Raw genomic sequence first — 24,116 nt, forward strand, 5'->3', positions numbered from 1 at the left:
AGTTTCTAGTTGTTGTTAAATTGGCTTTGTTGCATGGTTCTTATGTCATTCCCGCGAAAGCGGGAATGACATCGAGTAGAGACCTACGGCTGCTCGCAATGACGCCTCTAGCATCCACGCAGGCAAAGTTCATTAGTATATACTCCTGTGAAATGAAGAGTTATTATACGAAGTTCAACTTGGAAAAGAGCAAGGAGCCTGTAAGCCGAGGGGCGGAGCGTATACTTAATACGTGAGCATCCGAGGACTTACAAAGACGACGTAGCCAATTTTTCAAGTTGAACGAGTATACAAAACGATAATTTAAATTCAGGTTATTTGTGTTTAATGGTTTACGAAAATTTGACAAAGATATATATAATTATAATGCTCCTAATTTTATACCTATAGCATGTCATTATAATGAAAATACTTTACTTACCAAAGACGGTAAATTACTACAAATTATCAAAATACACGGCATTACCTCAGAGAAAATAAGCGATAACATACAAAATTTACGTGAAATGGTTAGAGTTTCTATAAAAAAGAATATAACCGATTATGATTTTGCTTTTTGGCTACATACAATACGAGAAAAACAAAACTTAGACGATTCAACTCCTTACAAAAAATTATTACCGGCAAATATTCATACCTTATGGCAAAGAAAAAACCATTGGAATGATAAATTCGTTAATACTTTATATATATCTATAGTACATGATTCTGCTAAAGTTAACATCACAAATTTTAACTCTTTAATAAATTCTTTATCTAATAAATTAATTACTGATTTTGAAAATAACTACTTAGATTCAGCTTTTCAAAAATTAGACAATATCACTAATAATATTTTAAATGATTTAAACGAATTCAGTGCTGAAAAACTCGGTATAATATTTGAAAATGATAATGTTTTTTCTAATCCTTTATTTTTATATAATCGCATAGCTAACCTTAATAATAATGATTGTTTGGTACCTATAATAGATTTATCCGATGCAATAGGTAGAAGTATTTATACAATTAGCAGCGATAAAATGGTAGTTACGGATCATGAGAAAAATAATAAATTCGTTTCTTTACTATCTATAAAAGAATATCATGAAACTCCTTCTAATACACTGGATAAATTTTTACAGTTACCGATTGAATTAATAATAACTGAAATATTTTACTTTGTTAGCAAAAAACAAGTAATATCCAAATTGCGTGGTCAAGATTATATTCTAAAAATTACTAACGACTCAACTTTACTTAATCACAAAGGGATTAATAAGCTTGATGCAGCTAATTTAGATTTTCAATTTTGTAATCAGCAAATTTCAATTGCCGTTATAGAAGAAGATGAAAATAAACTAGATGCAGCCGTAGCTAAAGCATCAACCGAACTTTTTAAACTTGGTATTATTCATGTAAAAGAAGATATTAATATTGAGCAAATATTTTGGTCGCAATTACCTGCTAACTTTGCCTTTATACGTAGAATGTCGCCATTATCCGTAGAGCATATTGCTTCTCTTACCGCTCTTCATAATACTACACTCGGTAATCAATATAATCCTTGGGGTAAGGCTATAACTTTACTGCGAACCGAGAAAGGTACTCCATATTTCATGAATTTTCACGATAAAACGAATAAAGGTAATACTTGCATCTTTGGTACGGGGAAAACCGGCAAAACCGTATTATTGAACTTTTTAATATCAGAATCGACTAAATACGATCCAACAATAATTTATATCTCTAATAATAATGATTCTAAAATTTTTATCGAGGCAATAGAAGGCAAATGGTTAGAACCGGACAAACAAATTATCAATCCATTTTTAGTAGATGATACAGAAAAATCACAAGCATTCATTTTAGAATTTTTAAAATTAATCAGTGGTCATTATATTTCACCTCTTAGCGAAATAGAGATATCCTTTCTAGAGAAATTAAAAAATAAAATTTTATCAATTGAAAAAGAAAAACGTATTTTTTCCGATATTTTAAAATTAGAAGATTTTAAGGAGGAAGGAGGAATACAAATACTTGATAAACTTAAAGTTTTTACCGAAGAACAATTATATTCCGGATTATTTGACGGATCGTCTCTTAACATTGAAGAAGGGAAAGTTATAGGGTTTAATTTATATAAACTTTCTGATGAGCCGTTTTCTAAACAATTTTACCCGACGGAGAGAAAATTTTTAGAACAATTTAATAATAATTTAAAGAAACACCAAAGTATTAGTGCAGCAGTAATTTATGCTTTTACTTATCATTTAAGTCTAGTTGGCACAAAACCTAAAATATTTGCTGCCGATAATTTTGATAAACTTTACAGACCTGAGATTTATTATGATAATGTAAATTTAATCTATAATAATTTGTCTCAAAATAACGGTATTTTCGTCAGTAATTTCAATTTTATTTATCTTAAGTCATATCCAAAATATACTATAAAACCTTGGCTTGATTTAATTAATACTAAAATTATTCTACCGTCTGACGTTAAAATAGAAGATTTAGATAAAATTTTAGGTTTAAGCAAGCCAGAAATACGAAAATTATCACAGCTAATACTTTCTGCAAGAATGTTCTTAATTAGTAAGGATAATGAATCGATAGCTTCTGAATTAAGTATTGCCGCTTTAATAGGAGTTGTCCGTATTTTATCAAGCAGACAGGAGGAAATGGATATTTATAAAAAAATACTTGAACAACACCAAGGTCCTCCGGATAATTGGGTTAATTACCTATATAATGAGTTAAATACGGACTAATATTTCACTCTGTCATCCCGTGATTTATTATGGGATCCAAAAAAAATTAAAAAGGACTGGATCCCGCTACAAGCTCGTGGGATGACAATAATTTATTATGAACTATAAAAACAACGAGCATAAAGAATACTCAAAGTGTTAAAAAAATATTTACTATTTTTCTTATTTTCATTTTTCTCATTTAATGTATATGCATCTATTTGGGATGATATAGTCACTTGTCTTAGCGATCCATGTAATTGCGGTCAAAGTGAGAGAACGGAAATTTGGAATAAGGATGGAGGCATCAATGCAAAGCCAAGAGGACCTTTTAAACCAGGCACATTATGTCCTCCTTGGAATAAAAGCGACGGTCGTAATAATGATACTTGTTTATTAAAATTTGATTATCCAGGTATATTTATCGGTTTTTTACTCAATAGATGTGCAGAAGAAGCCCCTGATAGTAGTTACTTTACTCCAAAAATTCGTATTAGAGTTCAAAGCTGTAATGCCATAGCTTGTTGGCACCAAAACTCTACTTTAAATTGGGATGGAGAATGTGTATTATGGCCTACAGGTTACGGTATACCTCTAACTAGAGTCTGTGCTAGAGTTGCCGTACCGGATATGCCTCCACCTCCCGGGATAAATGCCCCACCTTCCCCTGCAGATCCAGGTTATACCGATGGAGTACATCTCAATAAAGTCGGTTATACAGAAACTGATAATAAGATAATCGGTATAGACGGAAAAATAATTACTTTAAAACCTCCTAAACTTTGTGCTTATAGCGATCCTGGACTTGTTAACCTTGTTTCAGATTCCGGTGCACATCTTGATCCGATGGACTGGAATCCTAATCGTCAACCTCTTCATCATACTAACGAACTTAGCCCTATTGCAAAAGTATTAAAATTTTTAGTTGAAACGATAAAAGGAGTCAGTTTACCAAGTTTATTAGGGCAGCTTCTTGGTATGATAGATCAAAATTCAGAATTTATAAAAGTACTTCAATCAGCACTTAATGCAATAGGAGAGATTTTTAATTTTTTTCCTGCTTTAATAATAAAAATTATTGAAGCACTTGGGTCATTAAACGGTTCTGTAGATAGCTATTCTTTTGGTTGTGTACAATTACCTTTAGGGCCTTTTCCACCACCATATTGTCCAAATTTAGATTATATTAGCACTAGTGCGAGTGCTCATAATGTATGTAGCATAAAAGATGCAAGCGGCCAGTTTGACCAATCTTCTACTAATCCGGCTTGTGTAGTGCCATCTAATATTAATGTTAAAAACAATATTGTTAATAATACCATACGTGTTAGCTTTAGCAATCTTGTTCCGCTTTGCACGAGTTCTCGCTCTGACCTCAAAACTTGTGTAGAACCACGTAATATAGATTTTTCTTCAGCAAAAATTACTCATACTAATACGGCTTTTAAAGATTTAATTAAATCGTGTAAGAATACTTCAGGCAACACTCCATGTATTAATACAGAAATTTCTACGCCATGTAGTGTTACGGCTAACGGTTGTAATGAGGGATTTAGAATAGTATATTCGCAGAAAATTGGAAATGTAGAAACACCCAGCGATTACTACATAAGCGATATACCGGACTGTCCAAGTTCTAATTCAACTACCTGTCAAAAAGTGTGGGGAGTTAATATCGGCGAATTTAAGGATGTAAGCGTAAAATTTCCTGAGGTACAAAAGCAAGATACAACTAGCTTAATGCCTATAAAGACAGATATCATCTTAAAAGACAACAACGGTAAAGATAGAAAGCTTTATGTCTCTATTAGTAATACCGAAGACGATAAGCAAAATCCTAATAATATTTGCTTATTTGAGTCCGGTAATTTAATAGATTGTGTACCGCGAGTAAATCATTCTTACAGCTTAGCTGCTTATGAATGTGCAAAGCAATATGCCGGAATTACCTGTACTAATAATAGCAATCCCAACGATGCTTATTATAAACCGCAATTCATTGCGTCAGTACAAGTAAGAGAAGGCGACAATATCATAGATGAAACAAGCACTCTTGTAACGCCGTTAGCATACGCCGGACCTCCACCTCCCAACCCCACTGACACAGAAAGCATAGTAATGCTTGCCGGTTATAAGTATAGTTCTTCCGTTGCATTTATACCTAAAGATCCAAAGGAAGATAAATATATTGCTATGCCGTTTTCAGGAGAGAATGTTCTAAATCAGTTGACTATTCACGGTAAATATAAAGACGATAAAGCACCTTATGATAGTAATGGAAATCCTGACTCAAGTGCGGTATATTTAAAATATTTAGAATATATAAATGGTAAATATATCCAAGGTGGAACGCATGCCTGCTTGATGCCGAAAAATTTCCAACATTGTAACCCTATGCTGCGTCCTACTTTACCTGATGGATCACCTATGCCCGGTTACAATCATGACTCAACAAATTGTGTACTTGCTAAACTCAACAACAACGATACTATAAATTGTAAAGATTTTAAAAATAAATATAACGTTAAATATCCAAATCTTGGCTTATGTAAAAAAGATATAGATCTAACGCGCTGTACTCTAGAAGAAACAGTGTCAGGTCCAGGAAGAGGTATTACAATTTATACTTGCAATATAAATAAGATTCCGAGTAAATGCTATACCAATAACGATAAGGCTAATACTCCAATATGTGTTTTAAGTAGGGATTATACAGATAGAATCGAGCCGAAACCTAACATAGGACCAATATTAGTACCGGTAGATCCTTCAAAATATTATACAGTGACATATACAAAAGGAGATAACAATACTCCTCCTGAGCCGACATATAACGCTGAGACTGAGGATGTAAGAGATAAAACTTGGCAAGAGCTAAATCTTTGTGCTCCTATATTAGTACCTACTTGTGCTAAAATTCCTAGCACAGAGAAAGCTCCTTCCGGTAACAATCACGGTAATGCAGAATGGCCTGAAAGCGATATAGGAGAACTTGCAAAAGGAAAATGCCCGACGAATTGGATACCTATTGATCCTAATAAACCTTTAGAACGCCATTGTTTATCATATTTTGATAGAAAGGTTGTCGAGTTTGAACCTTTAGGCCACAATGTCGGCTGTAGAAAATTTAAAGGATTCCCCATAAAAGTTGGTTATAACGACTTTCCATCAGACCAATTACTTGAGACCCCTTATAATCCGGTAACTAAAATAGGTGACTATATCTTCAACAAAAAACCGGTACCACATGGGAGCATTATGGCATTTCCAAAGGATGGAGCACGTATAGCTGCAGCAAATAAACCGGACAATACAATATTGCATACTGTAGAATTCAAAGTAACTTTAGATGCAATAATGGACGATATTGAGTATTTTGAAGTAAAAGATTTATGGTATGATGATTGCACATTAATATATGTCAACGGCACAAAGTTACTTAGCTTCCCTACTAACATTGATTCTCTAGATGAGAAAAGGTACTGTAACAATGGAAATGACCAAGGTCAAGCATTACAAGCTAAAAATTTACCGATTGATATAAAGCGTTATTTAAAACAAGGAGAAAATACTATAAGATTCCAGCTAAGAGTTATGTTTGATGGAGGACTATATTTCCACATGCAATATAAAATGAAGAGATAAATAAATGAGTTGGATTATTTTTTATACGGTAATCGCTGCTTTACTGATTCTCGATTTGGGAATAATACACAAAAAAAATACCATAATGAGCTTTAAAGAAAGCGTACTTTTTAGTCTTTTCTATCTTGTAATAGCTTGTTTATTCGGTATCTATGTTTACTATAATACGGGGGCAGATCATGCTCGTGAATATTATACTTGCTTTCTCATTGAGAAAGCTATGTCACTTGATAATATTTTTGTTATCTCTATTATTTTCCAATTTTTTAAAATTCCCTGGCAATATCAACATCGTGTTTTATTTTTCGGTATAATAGGCGTAATAATATTCAGAGCTGTAATGATTTACGGCGGTATTATTCTTATAAATAAATTTGCCTGGTTATTATATATTTTTGCCGTAATACTTATTGCTACAGGTATAAAAACTTTCTATGTATCACATAAAACTTTTGATATACAGAATTCTTATATTTACAAGTCAATAATAAAAAATCTAAATATTACCCCTAACCTTGAAGGGGATAAATTTGTTGTTAAACGTAATAACAAACTATATTGCACCCCCCTTTTTATATCTCTAGTACTGATAGAAGCAATAGATTTAGTCTTTGCTATAGATAGTATACCGGCAATATTCGCAATTACTAATGATGTTTATATAATTTATACTTCAAATATTTTTGCTATTTTAGGGCTTAGAGCGTTATTCTTTTGTTTAGCAGAAATTGTAGAACGTTTCAGTTATATAAAATATTCTTTGGCTTTAATTTTAATATTTATCAGCTTTAAAATATTTATTCATCATTATATAGCGATTCCGGAATATGTTGCGTTCACTGTAACTATTACTTTATTACTATTTGGTATAATTGCTTCCATAATTAGGAAAAATATGATTGACCATTAATAAAGGGGGTATATAATATTTATTTTTTAAGCAATTATAATGACTAAATTACTAAAATTATTTTTTATTACTATCATCATTTTTAATAACATTGCTTTCGCAAAAGAAACAGGGTTCTATATAGGAGTAGAAGGCGGAATAATTGAACCGGTCGTTAGTAAATTCCGACATAAACACTCAAATACCGAAATAATTTTAAAAAAATCAAGTATGTATAGTGGAAAAATAGGCTATATAATATATCCACAGATAGCTATTGAATTCTCAGCAACTTATCAACCTAAATATAGTCTGCATTACGTATTACCTCAGCAAAATTTAAGTAATGGTCTCACTATTCCTAAAACCCCAGGTAATACTACCGTATTATCAGATATATATATGCTAAATCTTATTTATGATTTAGAAAAAATAAAAACTTTCACACCTTTTGTAATACTTGGAGGTGGAATAGCACAAGTAAAAGTTAAGCCTACCTCTTCTAGGTGGAGTGTTATAAATAGCGATTATTTTAAAGTAAGAAAAACTCATAAAAATTGTGTTGCTTGGCAAGCAGGTCTTGGAATTTCACAAGATGTAACTTCAAATTTAAGTATTGATGCAACTGCAAAATTACAAACGGCATATAGAGTAAGAATTAATTATGATACGCTTGATATGAAAACGGGGCAATTCGTGCCAACAAATCCTATCAAAAAAACTATAGCCGTTGGAGAATTTGGCATAGGATTTACTTATAGATTGCCATTTTAATAATTCTGTGAAATATTTATATGAAAGCTACAATGTCATCATCCCGCGGGATGACACGAATAATTCAACTATATAAGGGAAAAATATGTCTCCAAAAGCTACTAACTCTTCTTCTACCCCTAACGGTCATGATAAGATGGCAAAAAAAACACATTCCGCACAATCCGTTGTTAACGGTGCGGTTTCAGATCATAACACTTATGATGAAATACCGTATGAAAGCTACCCATATGCTCTTACAAATCCTTATCACTTAAGTACACTTGCAACTCTTTTCGGTGTAAATGCTCCTGAAGTCGAGAATGCAAAAATATTAGAGCTTGGTTGTGCAGCAGGCGGTAATTTAATACCACATGCAGTTCTTTATCCAAAAGCTTATTTTGTTGGGGTTGATTTGTCTAAGGTACAAATTGACGAAGCAAATAAAAATGTTAAAGCACTAGGATTAAAAAATATAGAGTTCCATCATTGTTCGATAACTGATATTAACGATTCTTTCGGTAAGTTTGATTATATAATTTGCCATGGCGTAATTTCTTGGGTACCAAAAACCGTTAGAGATAAAATTTTTGAAGTTTGTAATAAAAATCTTAGTCCAAACGGAATAGCATATATTAGCTATAATACCCTCCCTGGCTGGAATATGGTCCGTACTATTAGAGATATGATGATGTATCATTCTAGCTCATTTGCAAATGTACGGGATAGAATAGCTCAATCTAGATTGTTACTAGAATTTGTTAAGGATAGCTTAGAAAACTCTAAAACTCCTTATGCAGAAGCATTAAAAACCGAAGCAGGGCTACTTGCTAAACAAACCGATCATTATTTACGTCATGATCATTTAGAAGAAGAAAATGCTCAATTCTACTTCCATGAATTTATGAATGAAGCAAGAAAGCACAATTTACAATATTTAGCCGATTGTAATCTTTCGACTATGTATCTCGGTAATATGCCGCCGAAAGTAGTAGAGCAGTTAAAAGCGGTAAACGATATAGTTAGAACCGAACAATATATGGATTTCATTACGAATCGTCGTTTTAGAACCACTTTACTATGTCATAGTGATGTGAAAATTAATAGAAATATTAACAATGATGATATAACGAAATTTAATATAATCTTTAATATAGTGCCTGAAAAACCACTCAAAGAAGTAGATCTTAATAATGCTTCCGAAAATTTAAAATTCTTCTTAAACGGCAATCAAGACTCTAACTTAACAACTAGTTCGCCTTATATGAAAGCTATTTTATACACTTTCAGCGAAAATCTAAATAATCCGTTAAGCTTTGAGAAAATAACCACTGAAGCTAATAAAAAGCTACATAATACTAAATTAAATGAAATCAAAGCTGAGCTTTTAAATAATGCAATGAAGCTAGTACTACAAGGTTATATTAGTATTACAAATCAGAAGCATCGAAATAACCCTGAGCTTGATAAGCCTAAAACAACAAAAATGGTGATACATCAAGCAACCCATACACCTTCTATGTGGGTTACAAATTTAAAACATGAACCGATCGTCGTTAATTTCTTTGAGAAGTTTGCACTTAGATATATGGATGGTAAACATGATAAAAAAGCAATCATTGAGGCTGTACTTGGTCATGTAGAAAAAGGCGAGCTAACTTTAAGTAAAGAAGGTCAAAAAGTAGAAAACAAGGAAGAAATACGCAAAGAACTAGAAAGCTTATTTATTCCGATGATCAAGAAATTTTCTTCTAATGCTTTGTTGGTGTAGCTAATTTGCACTCTGTCATACCGTGGTCTTGCCACGGTATCCATGATACTAAACAAAAATTATTTATTGATTCTCCTACGCCAATGGCGTATAATTATTATGAGTAAAAAACTGATTTCAGTTGTTGAGCTTCCAGAGTTTCAAAAATTCGCTAAGAATAATTTAAATGAAAAAGAATGCTTTGAAATAATACATTACATTGCTGCTAATCCTAACCAAGGTGATATAATAAAAGGCACTGGAGGTATAAGAAGAAAGTTACGATTTACTTTAAGTAGTAATAATAAAGGTAAAAGTGGCAGTATAAGAATAATTTATTTTTACTACAATGAAAATATGCCGGTATTTTTAATAACCGGTTTTATAAAAAGTAAGATGGAAAATATTAATCATAATAGTTGTAATGAATTAAAAAAACTAACTGAAGAATTGGAAAATTATATGTCGGACGAGGCAAAAATAAATAATAAAAATACTAATCAAACCGACAAAAGTATATTAATTGGAATGCAAGAGGCTGTTTTATACACTAAAGGAAAATTAAAAGCAAATAAACATGATATAAAATTATCTAATATAGACGTGCATGAAGCAAGAGATAAATTAAAATTAACACAACAACAATTTGCTACAACATTTGGAGTGAGTGTTGCAACTTTAAGAAACTGGGAACAAGGCAGAAGATTACCTACCGGAGCTGCAAAATTACTTCTTAAGATTATTGAGAAAGAACCTAATGTTGTAAAACGAGTTTTACGAGGATAAAATAGAGATAAGACACAACCTATATAAACACCATGCCTATATTTTTTTATTTATTTGCAACATTAATAACTATCAGTAGCGTATGCGTTGTCTTAAGCAAAAATTCCGTATATTCGGTATTATGGTTAATTTTTGCATTTATCAACGGTGCAGGGCTTATGATTTTGCTTGGAGCAGAATTTTTAGCTATGATGCTGATAGTGATTTATGTTGGAGCTGTAGCAGTATTATTCTTATTTGTGATAATGATGCTAGATATGCATTTTAATAAGACAATAACGCAGCTAACAGCAAATCTAGCTTTAAGTATTTTTATAGCTTTGATTATGTTTGCCGATTTAGTAATAATTATTTTACTTGGTACTAAAAATATTAATTTCAACTCCAATGTATCGTTTACCATAACAAATAATATCTCAAATACTAAAGCAATAGGAGGCGTACTCTACACAGACTTTATGCTACCGTTTCAAATGGCGGGCCTTATATTATTTGTCGCTATGATTGCATGTATTACGTTAACACTAAAGAAGCGTGAGGGAGTAAAACGTCAAGATATATCAAAACAACTACGTCACAATAAAGAAAATACCGTATTAATGACAAAGCCTATTCTAAATAAAGGTGTTGAGAATATTAAATATGAATGAATATATTTCGCTTAATCATTATTTAATCTTAAGCAGCTTAGTTTTTACTATCGGAATGTTTGGATTATTTATGCATCGCAAAAATATTATCAATATATTAATGTCTATTGAGTTAATGCTGCTTGCAGTTAACATAAATTTTGTTGCATTTTCCTTATATATGCAAGAATTATCGGGACAAATTTTTAGTATTATAATCTTAACCGTAGCAGCTGCCGAAACCTCAATCGGGCTTGCAATATTACTAATATATTTCCGTAATAAAGGCTCCATTGAAATTACTGACATTAATCAGATGTGGGGATAATGATGTATCAAAATATTTGCATAATGATCATCATGTTACCGCTTGCATCTAGCATAATAAACGGGTTATTCGTAAGGGTAATAGACAAAAAATTAGCGCAAGTAATTGCAACCGGCTTTTTATCTTTATCTGCCTTATTCTCATTAATAATATTTTGCGATGCAGGCTTAGACGGGAATATAATCCATATTAAATTATTACCATGGATTGAGGTTGGAAATTTTAAAGTAAATTGGTCGATTTATATCGATCAGCTAACTAGCATAATGTTTATAGCCGTAACATGGGTGTCAAGCATCGTGCATATCTACTCGCTTGGCTATATGGCCGAAGATAAGGGGATTATACGCTTCTTGTCTTTTCTTTCTTTATTCACTTTTTTTATGTTAATGCTAGTATCTAGCGATAATTTCTTACAGTTATTTTTCGGTTGGGAGGGCGTCGGCGTTTGCTCATATTTACTAATAGGTTTTTGGTATTCAAAAGAATCAGCCAATAAAGCAGCGATTAAAGCTTTTATAATAAATAGAGCCAGCGATTTTGCTTTTATCTTAGGCGTAATGACGATTATTGTTTATTGTGGCTCAGCAAATTACAAAGATGTATTGTCATCTGCAGAATTATTATCTAATATAAAAATATTTTTACATTTTTCCATTCTAGACATTATTTGTTTATTATTATTCATCGGTTGTATGGGTAAATCTGCACAGATCGGTTTACATGTATGGCTTCCTGATGCGATGGAAGGACCGACTCCGGTATCTGCACTTATTCATGCAGCAACCATGGTAACGGCAGGAGTATTCTTAGTAGCACGCTGCTCGTATTTATTTGAATATAGCCCTTTAATTCTACAATTTATTACGATTATCGGCGGTGTTACTTGTCTTTTTGCTGCAAGCATTGCTATTATGCACAGCAATATCAAGAAGATTATTGCTTACTCAACTTGCAGTCAGCTTGGTTATATGTTCATGGCGTGCGGAGTATCTGCCTATAATAGCGGAATATTTCACTTAGTAACTCATGCCTTTTTTAAGGCCTTATTATTCTTATCAGCCGGCAGCGTAATACATGCCGTTCACGAGCAGGATATTTTTAAAATGGGTGATTTAAGAAATAAAATGCCGGTAACTTATGGCAACTTCTTAATCGGCTCACTTGCACTAATAGGGATTTATCCTTTGGCAGGATTTTACTCTAAAGACTCGATTTTAGAAGCGGCTTATAGTAGCGGCTCGTTTATGTTTATTTTTGGAATAGCAGCAGCAATACTTACCGCTATTTATTCAATGAAGATTATTATGTTGGTATTTCATGGCAAAACTAAGCTAGAAAAAGATGTTTTTGAGCATGCTCACGAACCGGCTAAAGTAATGAATAATCCACTTATATTACTTGTCGCCGGGAGCTTTTTTAGCGGTATGATCGGCTATTATTTACTTGCTATGGACAAACCAAACGGTTATTTCCATGCAAGCCTATTTAATTTACATATTTATAAATTACTAATTAGCCACCCGCCTTTATATATTAAGCTACTACCTATGGCAGTCGGTATAGTGGGAATTGTTACTGGGATTTACTTATATAAGTCAAGTACTGTTATGTCATTCCCGCAAAAGCGGAAATCCAGTAAAAATATTAAAAACGCCTGGATCCTGCGGTCAAGCCGCGGGATGACACCCCTTGTATTAATTTCCAACATATTACGCAATAAATATTACTTCGATGAAATATATAATTGCTTAATTGTGAAACCTATTAACTGTTTAGCTTCTTTATTTTATCTTGGCGATCAGCAAATAATCGATCGTTTTGGACCAAACGGTTTTTCACGAGTCGTTAATTGCTTTAGCGTTCTTACCGGCAAAATACAAACAGGATATGTTTTTAATTATGCTTTGTATATAGTATCATTTATTGTTGTAACAATTAGTTATTTTGTTTGGAAAAACATAATGTACTGATGTTATTTGCGTTAAAAACTAAAACCGTCATTGCGAGCGAACGTAAAGAGCGTGGCAATCTCATGAAATAATAACAAATTCCTGAGATTGCTTTGTCAATTACTTCGTAATTTGCTTCGCCATGACGGAAAAAAACTCATAAAATCTTAAAGAATGTTAGAATTACCTATTATATCTATCAGTATTTTTCTGCCGCTAATAAGCGTGCTATATATTTTGCTGTTTATTAGTCAAAGTAAAAAAGCAGATAAACCGATATATGTAATGTATGTTGCAGTGCTTAGTTCTGTTTTAACATTCATCTCAACTATCTATATTTTAATAGAGTTTGACTCCTCAAACCCCGCTTATCAATTTGTTGAACGCTACGCTTGGCTTGATAAGATCGGGCTTGAATTCCATGTAGGCGTTGACGGTATATCAATATTTTTTGTGGTTCTAACTTCTTTTCTTACTCTTATTTGTATAATTGGAAGCTTATTTACCGTTAAAAAATATATTAAAGAATATTTGGTATGTTTTTTATTAATGGAATCTTTTTGTATAGGGGCATTTACCTCGGTAAATTTACTATTATTTTATCTGTTTTTTGAAGCAATATTAGTGCCGATGTATATTACTATCGGCGTATGGGGTGGCAAGAATAGAATATATGCGGCTCTTAAATTCTTCTTATACACGTTCTTTGGTTCTGTATTTTTCCTACTTTCATTAATTTATATTTATAGCAAAATGCATAGCTTTGATTTAACCTATATCTTTCAGCTTACCGATAATATTCCATTATTTGCTCAGCAAATTTTATGGTGGGCTATCTTTATTGCTTTTGCCGTTAAAATCCCTATTATTCCTTTTCATACTTGGCTACCCGATGCACACGTACAAGCTCCAACCAGCGGCTCGGTTATTCTTGCCGGTATTTTGCTAAAACTCGGCGGTTACGGTTTTTTAAGAGTATTACTACCTCTATGTCCGAGTGTATCACAAGAATTTGCAATTTACGTAATTTACCTTAGCGTTATTGCTATAATATATGCATCACTCGTTGCGCTTGCTCAAAAAGATATGAAGAAGATGATAGCATATTCATCTATTGCACATATGGGATATGTTACGATAGGTATTTTTAGCTTTACTAAAGCCGGAGTTAGCGGAGCAATATTTCAGATGCTTAGCCACGGTGTGATTTCTTCATGTCTATTCTTAATAGTCGGTACTTTGTACGAAAGATTACATACAAAAGAAATAGCTAAATATGGTGGTGTAGCAAGTAAAATGCCGGTGCTTGCCGCATTTTTTATGATTGCAATGCTCGGCTCTGTCGGGTTACCCGGAACTAGTGGATTTATTGGAGAATTTTTAAGCCTGCTTGGGATTTATAAGGTGAATGTAGTAGCAACCTTTATAGCAGCTCTCGGCATAATCTTCGGGGCGGTTTATATGCTGAAATTATACAAAGAAGTAATGCTCGGTGAAATTACCAATAAAGAAATTATGCATTTCAGAGATTTATATAAATACGAAATAATCTCAATAGCTCCTTTAATATTATTAATTATTTACTTTGGTCTAATGCCGAGTTCTATTTTAAATGTATTTAGCTTATCGGTGGAAAATTTGCTGGTAAAATTTTAATTGCTTACAAAAAATATAAATGCTACTCTAATTATAGAACTTAAAAGTGAGATTTATATGAAGAATAGCAAAAGAAGCTAAAAAAATAAACCATGAATTAAACAACGCAACTAAAAAACTAGGTCAAGAAGCTAATAAGGTAACAGGCATAGATATAAGTCATGTGGTAAATCCTGATGCATCAGATCATAAAGAAGCTTGAAGAGATGCTCGTGAGAAACTTGGAATTGGTCATAATAATCAACAAGATAATACAGAATTAACGGACCACACCAGAAGAGCATCATGAAAATTAAATTTATTAAAAAGCAACAGATGTCATACCGTGGCTTGACCACGATATCTAGTAAAATTATTAGTATTTTGAATTGCTTTTATATGGATACCGTGGTCAAGCTACGGTATGACAAGGACATGCTATCACTTCATCAATTACAATTTAAAAACTTATTTGATCTAAATATTACTTTTCTTCCTTCTTCTATAACATATATAAAAGGAGCTAACGGTTGTGGGAAAAGCTCGTTGCTACGAATGATAGCAGGAATTATGCAACCGAGTAGCGGTAATATCTACTATAGAAACTGTAATATTAACAATATCGCTAAACTTTACTGCACTTATATCGGTCATAATTTAGGTCTAAAATCAGAAATGACTGTTTTTGAGAATCTAAAATTTTGGTCAGAAATTTATAATTCCGCTGCAACCCTATATGCTGCTATTCATTACTTCAAATTACACGACTTATTAGATAAAAAATGCTATAGTTTGTCTAGCGGAATGCAGAAAATCGTAGCCATAGCAAGGCTTATTGCTTGCCAATCTGACTTATGGCTACTTGATGAAGTTGAAACTAACTTAAGCGAAGAAAATAGGGCTTTACTCAATAATCTAATTGTCATGAAAGCAAATAGCGGCGGTATTGTTCTTCTATCCTCTCATCTAGAAAGCTCTATAAAATCTGCACAGATATTACGGCTTGATTAATTATTATTGTTTTGCGTATTTTTATAAATCTCCCAATGTACAATAAAAAATATAAGGCTAACTATAATCCAAATTGAACAATTAATTATTGTACTTGCATGTGTTTTAGTAACTTTATATATTATTCTTATAACTAATTCTCTTGTCTTCTAGCTCTTTTGGAGGCTTTTAATTGTTCATATAAATCCTTATCATATGATTTTAGCTTTAAATATTGCTCATTAGTACTATATATTTTATGAGTTCCTCTTATTCCAGTAGGAATATAGTTTTTTAGTTTTTATAATTAAGAGAATAAAAGTCAAAAAAAGAAAAGCAATAATTAAATTACAAAGGTTTATGAAATCTCGAATGCAAGGTTCGAATTTTCATGATATATTTTTTTAATTTAACTTTTTTGAAATGAACCTATTAACAGAATCACAATAGCATAATATACGTATATATTCCGAATAAATGAAGAGTAATTAAACGAGTATATTACCTATACTCGTAATCTTTGTGTAGTTTACTAGCGAGTGCCTGTTCCCATCTATCGCCATTTTGCAGTAATCTTTCCTTATCGTAAATAAGTGCGGTATGAGTTAGACTTGCAAACTCAAAATTAGGACCTTCAACTATTGCATCTACAGGGCAAGCTTCCTGACATAATCCGCAATAAATGCATTTTGTCATATCTATATCATAACGAGTAGTACGCCTGCTGCCGTCTTCTCGTTCGTCCGCTTCAATTACTATCGCTTGTGCCGGACAAATCGCCTCACAGAGTTTGCACGCAATGCAGCGTTCTTCACCGTTTTCATAGCGACGCAGGGCATGTTCACCCTTAAATCTTGGACTAATAGGGCTTTTTTCATAAGGATAATTTATGGTAACTTTGGGCTTAAAGAAATACTTTAAAGTCAAAGCCATCCCCCTTACTATCTCATATAGAAAAAACGATTTTAAATAGTTTATCATAAAAATTATATATTAAAGATCGATGTATTTCTGCGGGGCATCACCCGCATGGATACCGAGTTGTCATTGCGAGCAGCCGTAGGCTGCGTGGCAATCTCATCAAATATCCTGAGATTGCTTCGTCAATTACTTCGTAATTTCCTCGCAATGACGGGTAAACCGATCAGGCAACAATGACAATAACACCTAAATACTCGGTAAATTATCTGTATAAACAAGCACACTTGATACTAACACTACCCAAAATAAAGTTAGAGGTAAAAATACTTTCCAGCCAAGTCGCATTAATTGATCATAGCGATATCTTGGTAAGGTCGCTCTAATCCATAAAAAACAAAACAATAAGAATCCGACCTTAAATACAAACCAACAGAACCCCGGAATACAATCTAACCACGATATATTAAAGGGCGGCAAGTAACCTCCTAAAAAGAAAGTCGTAGTCATTGCACTAACTAATATCATATTAGCATATTCACCTAGAAAAAATAAAGCAAATCCCATAGAGGAATATTCAACATTATAGCCAGCAACTAACTCCGATTCTGCTTCAGGTAAATCAAAAGGTAATCTATTTGTTTCGGCAAGCACCGAGATAAAAAACACGACACCCATAGGTAGTAGCATTAAATCAATCCACCACGGCATTGTTCTTTGTGCTTCAATGATCTCACTTAAATTGAGAGTACCGGTAGTAAGTAGCACGGTAATAATAACCAACCCCATCGACACTTCATAAGAAATCATTTGGGCAGAGGAACGTATAGCTCCTAAAAAAGCATATTTTGAGTTACTAGCCCAGCCAGCAATAATAATGCCGTAAACACTTAAAGAAGAAATAGCAAGAATATATAAAACACCTACATTAATATCTGCCAGAACTACGCCCTTTGCAAAGGGTATAACTGCCCAGCCGATTAAACTTAATATAAAAGTTATCATCGGTGCTAAAATAAATAATATTTTATCGGAATTGGTTGGAATGATCGGCTCTTTGAATAAGAGCTTAACCGCATCGGCAATAGGCTGAAGTAATCCAAACGGACCGACAACGTTAGGTCCTCGTCGAAGCTGCATTAATCCAATAACACGACGCTCTGCATATGTTAAATACGCAACGCACAATATTAAAGGGATAGTAATTGCAACTACCTTTAGAGCGATGATAATTAACGGAAAAATATATTCAAAAAAGAGTTCTAGCATGGTTGTACTCTTATTATATCATTCCCGCAAAAGTGAGAATCCAGAAAATAATTTACAAAAAAAGAGCTGGATTCCCGCTTTTGCAGGAATGACATACGGGGTGAGAATAGCATATTTTTCATCATGCCACCTCCTCGTCTCTTGCTTCCTTAGCCTCAACGCACTTAGCCATAGTGACCGAATTTTTACTAATCACGTCAGTCATATAATAATTAATAGGTTCTGCAGTTATAGGCTCTTTTGATAACTTATCTTTAGAGCTAAACTTACTAAATTTATTTTCTATAATTCTATCAATACTAGCAAATACCTTATATTCTTTAGCAAGTCTTACTCTTACTTCTTGCAAATTATCCATTCCGATATCTATTTTTAGATAACCGGCAAGCTCTTTAATAATTTCTATATCTTCTTTAGCTACCCCTACAGGCGATACTGCTTTTTCTGCTATTTGCGGTCTACCTTCTAAATTTACGTAAATTCCGCTCTGCTCGGTATAAGCAGCCGCAGGTAAAATTACATCAGCACTGCTAGCACCTGCGTCCCCGTGATGTCCTTGATATATTATAAAAGTCGATTTCAGCTTATCAAATGGTATGGCGTCCGTTCCAAGTAAATAAGCGAGTTCCAACTCTTCGAGCTTAATAGGAGTATTAAAACCAATATCAAGACCGCCAACTATAGAAGCGTGATTATGCAATATATTAAAACCTTTCCAATCATCACGCATAATATTATATTCAGTCACTATCTTATGAATAAGCGACAATATAGCATATCCGTCATCTCTTGCATATACACCGTCACCTACTATAATCATCAGATATTTTGCTGCTTTTAAGGCTTTCGTAAACTCATGAGTACCAATGGCTAGCTCCTCAATAATCTTAATATCACTTCCTAAATCCTGAATTTTATAGGTTTGGTTATGCCCCCCACCTATTCTTGCTACTTTTAGTGAGTCGGCACGTACTCGCATACCTATTCTACTATTTAATACTGGAGCTATTTGCCTTGGATTTGCTCCGATTAGCAAACATAAATCAGCCTTTTCTATCCCTGCAATAGTAGTATTAAATAAATAATTGCCTCGCTGCATGGTATCTAGTTTATAGTCAAACTGATTAACGCTGTAATTATTAGAGCCAAGCTTTTGCAATAATGTTTTTAACATAAACATTGCTTCGACAGAAGAGAGAGAACCAGCAATAGCAGCAATCTTTTCTGGTTTTACGGATTTTATTTTATCCGCTACTGTCTTTAAAGCTTCACTCCAGCTAGCTTCTACTAACTTACCGTTTTTTCTGATATAAGGACGATCCAAGCGCTGATATTTTAAACCGTCATAACTAAAACGATTCTTATCCGAAAGCCACTCTTCATTTATTTCTTCATTAACACGAGGTAATATCCTCATTACCTCATCGCCTCTACTATCAATACGAATATTAGAGCCTTCGGCATCATGCACTCCAATGCTAGCGGTATGTTTTAGCTCCCATTTACGAGCTTTAAAAGCATAAGGCTTAGAGTTCAAAGCACCGACGGGACAAATATCGATCATATTACCGGAAATTTCGGAATCTAAAGTTTGCTCTAAATATGAAGTTACTTCAATGTGTTCTCCACGGTGAATAGCTCCTATTTCCTCTATTCCCGCTATATCGCTCGCAAATCTAATACATCTTGTGCATTGTATGCATCTAGTCATCGCTGTTTTAATCAACGGTCCCATATATTTATCTTTAATAGATCTCTTATTTTCGTGGAATCTATTAGTACCTTTGCCGTATCTGAAAGCCTGATCCTGTAAATTACACTCTCCGCCCTGATCACAAATAGGACAATCTAAAGGATGGTTAATCAGTAAAAACTCCATCACCCCTTCACGTGCTTTTTTTACCATCGGCGTATCGGTATGAATAACCATACCGTTACTTACCGGCATAGCACAAGAAGCTATAGGCTTTGGTGATTTTTCCATTTCAACCAAGCACATACGGCAATTACCAGCAATTTTTAGACGCTCATGATAACAAAAATGAGGGATTTCTTTTCCTGCTTGTGTACAGGCTTGATAAACGGTGCTACCTTCTGATACTTCTATTTCAGAACCGTCTACGTTCAGCTTTATCATTTTTATTTTATCCAATAAGTCATAGGGTTTGGGTATGCTTTGTCTTCTATCATATATTTAAAACCGATGGCAACACGAAGTATATACCAAACAGCGAGTATAACGTATAGTACTACTCCAATCATGATAAACGTAAATATAAAACATACAATCCACCCAAGAACCCCAAGGCAAAAAGTACGAAATAAAAACACGTAATGACTAATTGCAAAGTTATCGCCTTTATCTTTGTTAAGATATGCAAAAAATACCCCGATTAACGGCAATATCGGAGCTACGATCCCGCATAAATATAATATATATACCACTATTAAATTTTTCTTACCGCTCTCGGTATATTCTTTAAGATGCTTGTCCATATTTTTACCTCTTTATGTCGTTCCCATGTGGCGTTGTTGCATGGCTATCTGAGTTGTCATTGCGAGCAGCCGTAGGCTGCGTGGCAATCTCATAAAATAATAACAAACTCCCAAGATTACGTACGTACAATTGCTACGCAATTTCCTCGCAATGACGATACCAGCAAACTACCCCTTCAAACTCTCTACCACAAAATGCATAATACTGCCGTGCTTTATATAATTTATCTCATTATCCGTAAATATTTGCAATATTAAATCGATTGTTCTTATTGCACCGGTTTGTTTTTTTATCACGCATTTAACAGGATGATAAGAGCTTATATTCTCGCTTAAGCCTGTAATGTCAATAGTTTCTGAACCGTCTAACTTTAAATCTAATCTTGTATTATTGCCGGTAAAAGTTAGCGGTAAAATACCCATACCTACTAAATTTGAGCGATGTATTCGCTCAAAGCTCTCGGCAATCACTGCCTTTACACCAAGCAACCCAGGTCCTTTTGCTGCCCAGTCTCTAGATGAGCCGCTGCCATATTCTTTACCTGCAAAAATCACTACCGATACATCATGAGCTTTGTAGTCCATAGCTGCATCGTAGATAGTTTGCTGCGTGCCGTTTAACTGGTTTATGGTAAACCCGCCTTCTACACCTTTACACATCTCATTTTTTATACGAATATTAGCAAATGTGCCACGCATCATTACTTCATGATTTCCTCTACGTGATCCGTAAGAGTTGAAATCTAGAGGCTCTATATGATGGTCCGTTAAATATTTAGCAGCAGGGCTGGTTTTACTAATACTACCTGCCGGCGAAATATGATCGGTAGTAATAGAATCACCGAGAATTGCTAGAATTTTTGCAGATTTTATATCTTGTATATTATTCTTGCTGCCTATATCCTTAAAATAAGGCGGATTATTAATATAGGTACTATTCTTATTCCAGTTATAAGTAGAACTATTAGTAACCTGTAAATCTTTCCACTCTTTCGTTCCGCTAAATATATCAGAATATTTTGCTATAAACATAGAGGAATTAATTGAATTTGCAATAACTTCATCTATCTCTTCTTTGCTTGGCCAAAGATCTTTTAAATAAATATTTTCTCCTATGGGCATATTTGTTAGATCTATATTAAGAGTGCCGCTAAGTGCATATGCTACGACTAAAATAGGCGAGCCGAGATAGCTTGCTTTAGTCAGCGGATTAATGCGTCCTTCAAAATTCCTATTACCAGATAAAACAGAAGCAACAACTAGCCCGTTTTTGTTAATAGTTTCCTCTATTTCTGGATTTAGAGGTCCGGAATTACCGATGCAAGTAGTGCAGCCGTAACCTACTAGATTAAACCCTAATTCATCTAAATATTTATCAAGACCACTAAGCTTCAAATATTCCGTTACGACTTTTGAACCAGGAGCAAGAGAAGTTTTAACCCAAGGTTTTACCTTTAACCCGTGTTCTAGTGCTTTTTTAGCAAGAAGTGCTGCACCAATCATAACCGAAGGATTAGAAGTATTAGTACAGCTAGTAATTGCTGCAATTACCACATCGCCGTTACCAATTTCGTAATTCTGATTTGCTACGGCATATTTTTTATCAATGTCTTTATTGTCTAAAGCAAAATTCGGTAATTCATATTTAAAATTACTTGCTACATCATTTAAGTTTACTCGATCTTGCGGACGTTTTGGACCGGCAAGTGAACTATGTACCATAGATAAATCTAGCTCTAAAACCTCAGTATATTCTACCGCATGTTCAAAATCATACCAAAGATTCTGCTCGGTTGCGTATTGCTCTACTAATCTGATTTGCGTTTTTTCTCTACCTGTTAGCTCTAGATATTTTATAGTTTCTTGATCAATCGGGAAAAAGCCGCAAGTAGCACCGTATTCAGGCGACATATTAGAAATAGTAGCACGATCGGCAATCATTAGGTTTTTAAGACCCTCACCGAAAAACTCGACAAATTTACCTACTACTTTCTTTTTCCGCAACATCTCGGTAACGGTTAAAACTAAATCGGTTGCGGTAGCTATACCTGTTAATTTTCCTGTTAGTTTTACCCCAATTACCTCCGGCAGAATCATAGTAAGAGGTTGACCTAGCATGGCAGCTTCTGCCTCTATTCCGCCGACTCCCCAACCAAGCACCGATAAACCGTTTACCATAGTTGTATGGCTATCCGTTCCAACTAAACTATCAGGATAAAGGGTGCCGTCTTTATGCCACACGACTTTTGCTAAATATTCTAAATTTACCTGATGACAAATACCCGTACCCGGCGGCACTACTTTAAAATTATTAAATGCTTGCTGCCCCCATTTAAGAAATGCATAACGCTCTATATTACGTTTCATTTCCATTTGAACATTTTTATTGAATGAATCCTTAGCTGCATAAGAATCAACGCTTACGGAATGGTCTATTACCAAATCAACAGGAATAAGCGGGTTAATTTTTAACGGATCACCTACTATTTTCTTCATCGCATCACGCATAGCCGCCAAATCTACAATAGCAGGCACACCGGTAAAGTCCTGCATCAAAACTCTTGCCGGCATAAAATCTATTTCCGCATCAGATTTTTTAGTTTTTAGCCATTCTTTAAATACAAGTAAGCTTTGCTTTGAACCATTAGAACGTAATACATTCTCAAATAATACTCTTAAACTATATGGAAGCTTTTTTAAGGGAAGATCTATATCGCTTGCAGCTTTATTTATATCGTAAATTTTGTATGAAGTATTATCGACTGATAACTCTTGTATATATTCTGAATTATGTACTTTTGACATTTGTTTCTCACTTGATTATGTGGAATAAACATCGTCATTGCGAGCAGCCGTAGAACTGCGTGGCAATCTCAGGAAGTTTGACAAGATTGCCGCGTCGCTTCTCGCTCCTCGCAATGACGGAAAAAAGCCTTGAAATGACATTAAAATAACCTTATCCCAAAACGTAGATTTTTCAAACAAATTAATGTTGATCTGATAAAGTTTTTTGAAGATCGAGAAGCTTAGTTGCTATTTCCGCTTCACTTAAATTCGTAACGTTAATAGCCGTTTCCGTAGCTATATTAATATAATTTGCCATTACTTCGGTTACACCGCCGGAAATAAGATAAGTGTTTTCGGATTTATGCATATCATCTATATAAACCTGCACTAAACCGGCTTTTAAACTAACAATCATCGGAACGTGACTCGGCAGCACTCCAAACATACCCTCCTCACCCGACATTGTTACCATTTTAGCTTGCTTTTCCAATGCAATACTTAAAGGAGTAATTATTTTGACTAGAATTGTTGCGTTCATAGAATAATATAGTAAAATT

The 24,116-nt window shown here is 33.8% G+C and carries 18 protein-coding genes; 12 read left to right on the forward strand and 6 right to left on the reverse strand.

The window, feature by feature from the left end; all coding sequences use genetic code 11:
• Positions 1–20: 20 nt before the first annotated feature.
• The 12 genes from RSL_RS10745 (at position 21) to ccmA (ending at position 16,110) form a co-directional block, all read left to right on the forward strand.
• The gene (locus tag RSL_RS10745) at positions 21–236 is read left to right on the forward strand and encodes a palindromic element RPE5 domain-containing protein (protein WP_014362565.1); all 216 of its coding nucleotides are present in this window, start codon (positions 21–23) and stop codon (positions 234–236) included.
• 84 nt (positions 237–320) lie between these two features.
• On the forward strand, positions 321–2,753 hold the full coding sequence (locus tag RSL_RS06205) for a VirB4 family type IV secretion/conjugal transfer ATPase (protein ID WP_014273803.1): 2,433 nt from the start codon (positions 321–323) through the stop codon (positions 2,751–2,753).
• Between the two features lie 135 nt (positions 2,754–2,888).
• Positions 2,889–6,377, forward strand: coding sequence for a hypothetical protein (locus RSL_RS06210; RefSeq protein WP_014273804.1), 3,489 nt, complete (start codon positions 2,889–2,891; stop codon positions 6,375–6,377).
• Positions 6,378–6,381: 4 nt separating this feature from the next.
• The gene (locus RSL_RS06215; RefSeq protein WP_014273805.1) at positions 6,382–7,287 is read left to right on the forward strand and encodes a TerC/Alx family metal homeostasis membrane protein; all 906 of its coding nucleotides are present in this window, start codon (positions 6,382–6,384) and stop codon (positions 7,285–7,287) included.
• Between the two features lie 39 nt (positions 7,288–7,326).
• Entirely contained in the window at positions 7,327–8,040 is a 714-nt protein-coding gene (locus RSL_RS06220) for an outer membrane protein (protein WP_014273806.1), read from the forward strand.
• A gap of 85 nt (positions 8,041–8,125) precedes the next feature.
• Positions 8,126–9,790, forward strand: a complete 1,665-nt coding sequence (locus RSL_RS06225; RefSeq protein ID WP_014273807.1) for a methyltransferase regulatory domain-containing protein — start codon at positions 8,126–8,128, stop codon at positions 9,788–9,790.
• Between the two features lie 99 nt (positions 9,791–9,889).
• Positions 9,890–10,555, forward strand: coding sequence for a type II toxin-antitoxin system RelE/ParE family toxin (locus RSL_RS10255; RefSeq protein WP_014273808.1), 666 nt, complete (start codon positions 9,890–9,892; stop codon positions 10,553–10,555).
• A 32-nt stretch (positions 10,556–10,587) separates the two neighbouring features.
• On the forward strand, positions 10,588–11,205 hold the full coding sequence (locus tag RSL_RS06240) for an NADH-quinone oxidoreductase subunit J (RefSeq protein WP_014273809.1): 618 nt from the start codon (positions 10,588–10,590) through the stop codon (positions 11,203–11,205).
• A complete protein-coding gene (gene nuoK / locus RSL_RS06245; protein ID WP_014273810.1) occupies positions 11,198–11,512 on the forward strand; it encodes an NADH-quinone oxidoreductase subunit NuoK in 315 nt (104 codons plus the stop codon). Before RSL_RS06240 ends, nuoK begins: the two co-directional genes overlap by 8 nt.
• Positions 11,512–13,485, forward strand: a complete 1,974-nt coding sequence (gene nuoL / locus RSL_RS06250; RefSeq protein ID WP_014419949.1) for an NADH-quinone oxidoreductase subunit L — start codon at positions 11,512–11,514, stop codon at positions 13,483–13,485. Before nuoK ends, nuoL begins: the two co-directional genes overlap by 1 nt.
• A 153-nt stretch (positions 13,486–13,638) precedes the next feature.
• Positions 13,639–15,120, forward strand: coding sequence for an NADH-quinone oxidoreductase subunit M (locus RSL_RS06255; RefSeq protein WP_014273812.1), 1,482 nt, complete (start codon positions 13,639–13,641; stop codon positions 15,118–15,120).
• A 414-nt stretch (positions 15,121–15,534) separates the two neighbouring features.
• On the forward strand, positions 15,535–16,110 hold the full coding sequence (gene ccmA, locus RSL_RS06260) for a heme ABC exporter ATP-binding protein CcmA (RefSeq protein ID WP_014273813.1): 576 nt from the start codon (positions 15,535–15,537) through the stop codon (positions 16,108–16,110).
• A 480-nt stretch (positions 16,111–16,590) separates the two neighbouring features.
• On the opposite strand, the gene nuoI is transcribed toward ccmA, so the two are convergent.
• The 6 genes from nuoI to RSL_RS06290 all read right to left on the reverse strand — a co-directional run bounded on the left by nuoI (position 16,591) and on the right by RSL_RS06290 (position 24,097).
• Positions 16,591–17,070 carry an NADH-quinone oxidoreductase subunit NuoI gene (nuoI, locus tag RSL_RS06265; RefSeq protein ID WP_012736832.1) on the reverse strand — a complete coding sequence of 160 codons (480 nt, stop codon included), beginning with the start codon at positions 17,068–17,070 and terminating at the stop codon, positions 16,591–16,593.
• A gap of 186 nt (positions 17,071–17,256) precedes the next feature.
• Entirely contained in the window at positions 17,257–18,276 is a 1,020-nt protein-coding gene (gene nuoH, locus RSL_RS06270) for an NADH-quinone oxidoreductase subunit NuoH (protein WP_014273815.1), read from the reverse strand.
• 121 nt (positions 18,277–18,397) lie between these two features.
• Entirely contained in the window at positions 18,398–20,413 is a 2,016-nt protein-coding gene (gene nuoG / locus RSL_RS06275) for an NADH-quinone oxidoreductase subunit NuoG (protein WP_014273816.1), read from the reverse strand.
• 2 nt (positions 20,414–20,415) lie between these two features.
• The gene (locus RSL_RS06280; RefSeq protein ID WP_004997331.1) at positions 20,416–20,772 is read right to left on the reverse strand and encodes a DUF4870 family protein; all 357 of its coding nucleotides are present in this window, start codon (positions 20,770–20,772) and stop codon (positions 20,416–20,418) included.
• A gap of 168 nt (positions 20,773–20,940) precedes the next feature.
• The gene (acnA, locus tag RSL_RS06285; RefSeq protein WP_014273818.1) at positions 20,941–23,577 is read right to left on the reverse strand and encodes an aconitate hydratase AcnA; all 2,637 of its coding nucleotides are present in this window, start codon (positions 23,575–23,577) and stop codon (positions 20,941–20,943) included.
• Positions 23,578–23,758: 181 nt separating this feature from the next.
• Positions 23,759–24,097, reverse strand: a complete 339-nt coding sequence (locus RSL_RS06290; protein WP_014273820.1) for a F0F1 ATP synthase subunit epsilon — start codon at positions 24,095–24,097, stop codon at positions 23,759–23,761.
• Between the last annotated feature and the right edge of the window lie 19 nt (positions 24,098–24,116).

The sequence above is a fragment of the Rickettsia slovaca 13-B genome (assembly GCF_000237845.1).
GTDB lineage: Bacteria > Pseudomonadota > Alphaproteobacteria > Rickettsiales > Rickettsiaceae > Rickettsia > Rickettsia rickettsii.

What these genes read in the sequence shown, in the direction of transcription:
- RSL_RS06215 (WP_014273805.1), top strand. Translation starts at nt 6,382, where the DNA reads ATGAGTTGGATTATTTTTTATACGGTAATCGCTGCTTTACTGATTCTC.
- RSL_RS06220 (WP_014273806.1), top strand. Translation starts at nt 7,327, where the DNA reads ATGACTAAATTACTAAAATTATTTTTTATTACTATCATCATTTTTAAT.
- RSL_RS06225 (WP_014273807.1), top strand. Translation starts at nt 8,126, where the DNA reads ATGTCTCCAAAAGCTACTAACTCTTCTTCTACCCCTAACGGTCATGAT.
- RSL_RS10255 (WP_014273808.1), top strand. Translation starts at nt 9,890, where the DNA reads ATGAGTAAAAAACTGATTTCAGTTGTTGAGCTTCCAGAGTTTCAAAAA.
- RSL_RS06240 (WP_014273809.1), top strand. Translation starts at nt 10,588, where the DNA reads ATGCCTATATTTTTTTATTTATTTGCAACATTAATAACTATCAGTAGC.
- nuoK (WP_014273810.1), top strand. Translation starts at nt 11,198, where the DNA reads ATGAATGAATATATTTCGCTTAATCATTATTTAATCTTAAGCAGCTTA.
- nuoL (WP_014419949.1), top strand. Translation starts at nt 11,512, where the DNA reads ATGATGTATCAAAATATTTGCATAATGATCATCATGTTACCGCTTGCA.
- RSL_RS06255 (WP_014273812.1), top strand. Translation starts at nt 13,639, where the DNA reads ATGTTAGAATTACCTATTATATCTATCAGTATTTTTCTGCCGCTAATA.
- ccmA (WP_014273813.1), top strand. Translation starts at nt 15,535, where the DNA reads ATGCTATCACTTCATCAATTACAATTTAAAAACTTATTTGATCTAAAT.
- nuoI (WP_012736832.1), bottom strand. Translation starts at nt 17,070, where the DNA reads ATGATAAACTATTTAAAATCGTTTTTTCTATATGAGATAGTAAGGGGG.
- nuoH (WP_014273815.1), bottom strand. Translation starts at nt 18,276, where the DNA reads ATGCTAGAACTCTTTTTTGAATATATTTTTCCGTTAATTATCATCGCT.
- nuoG (WP_014273816.1), bottom strand. Translation starts at nt 20,413, where the DNA reads ATGATAAAGCTGAACGTAGACGGTTCTGAAATAGAAGTATCAGAAGGT.
- RSL_RS06280 (WP_004997331.1), bottom strand. Translation starts at nt 20,772, where the DNA reads ATGGACAAGCATCTTAAAGAATATACCGAGAGCGGTAAGAAAAATTTA.
- acnA (WP_014273818.1), bottom strand. Translation starts at nt 23,577, where the DNA reads ATGTCAAAAGTACATAATTCAGAATATATACAAGAGTTATCAGTCGAT.
- RSL_RS06290 (WP_014273820.1), bottom strand. Translation starts at nt 24,097, where the DNA reads ATGAACGCAACAATTCTAGTCAAAATAATTACTCCTTTAAGTATTGCA.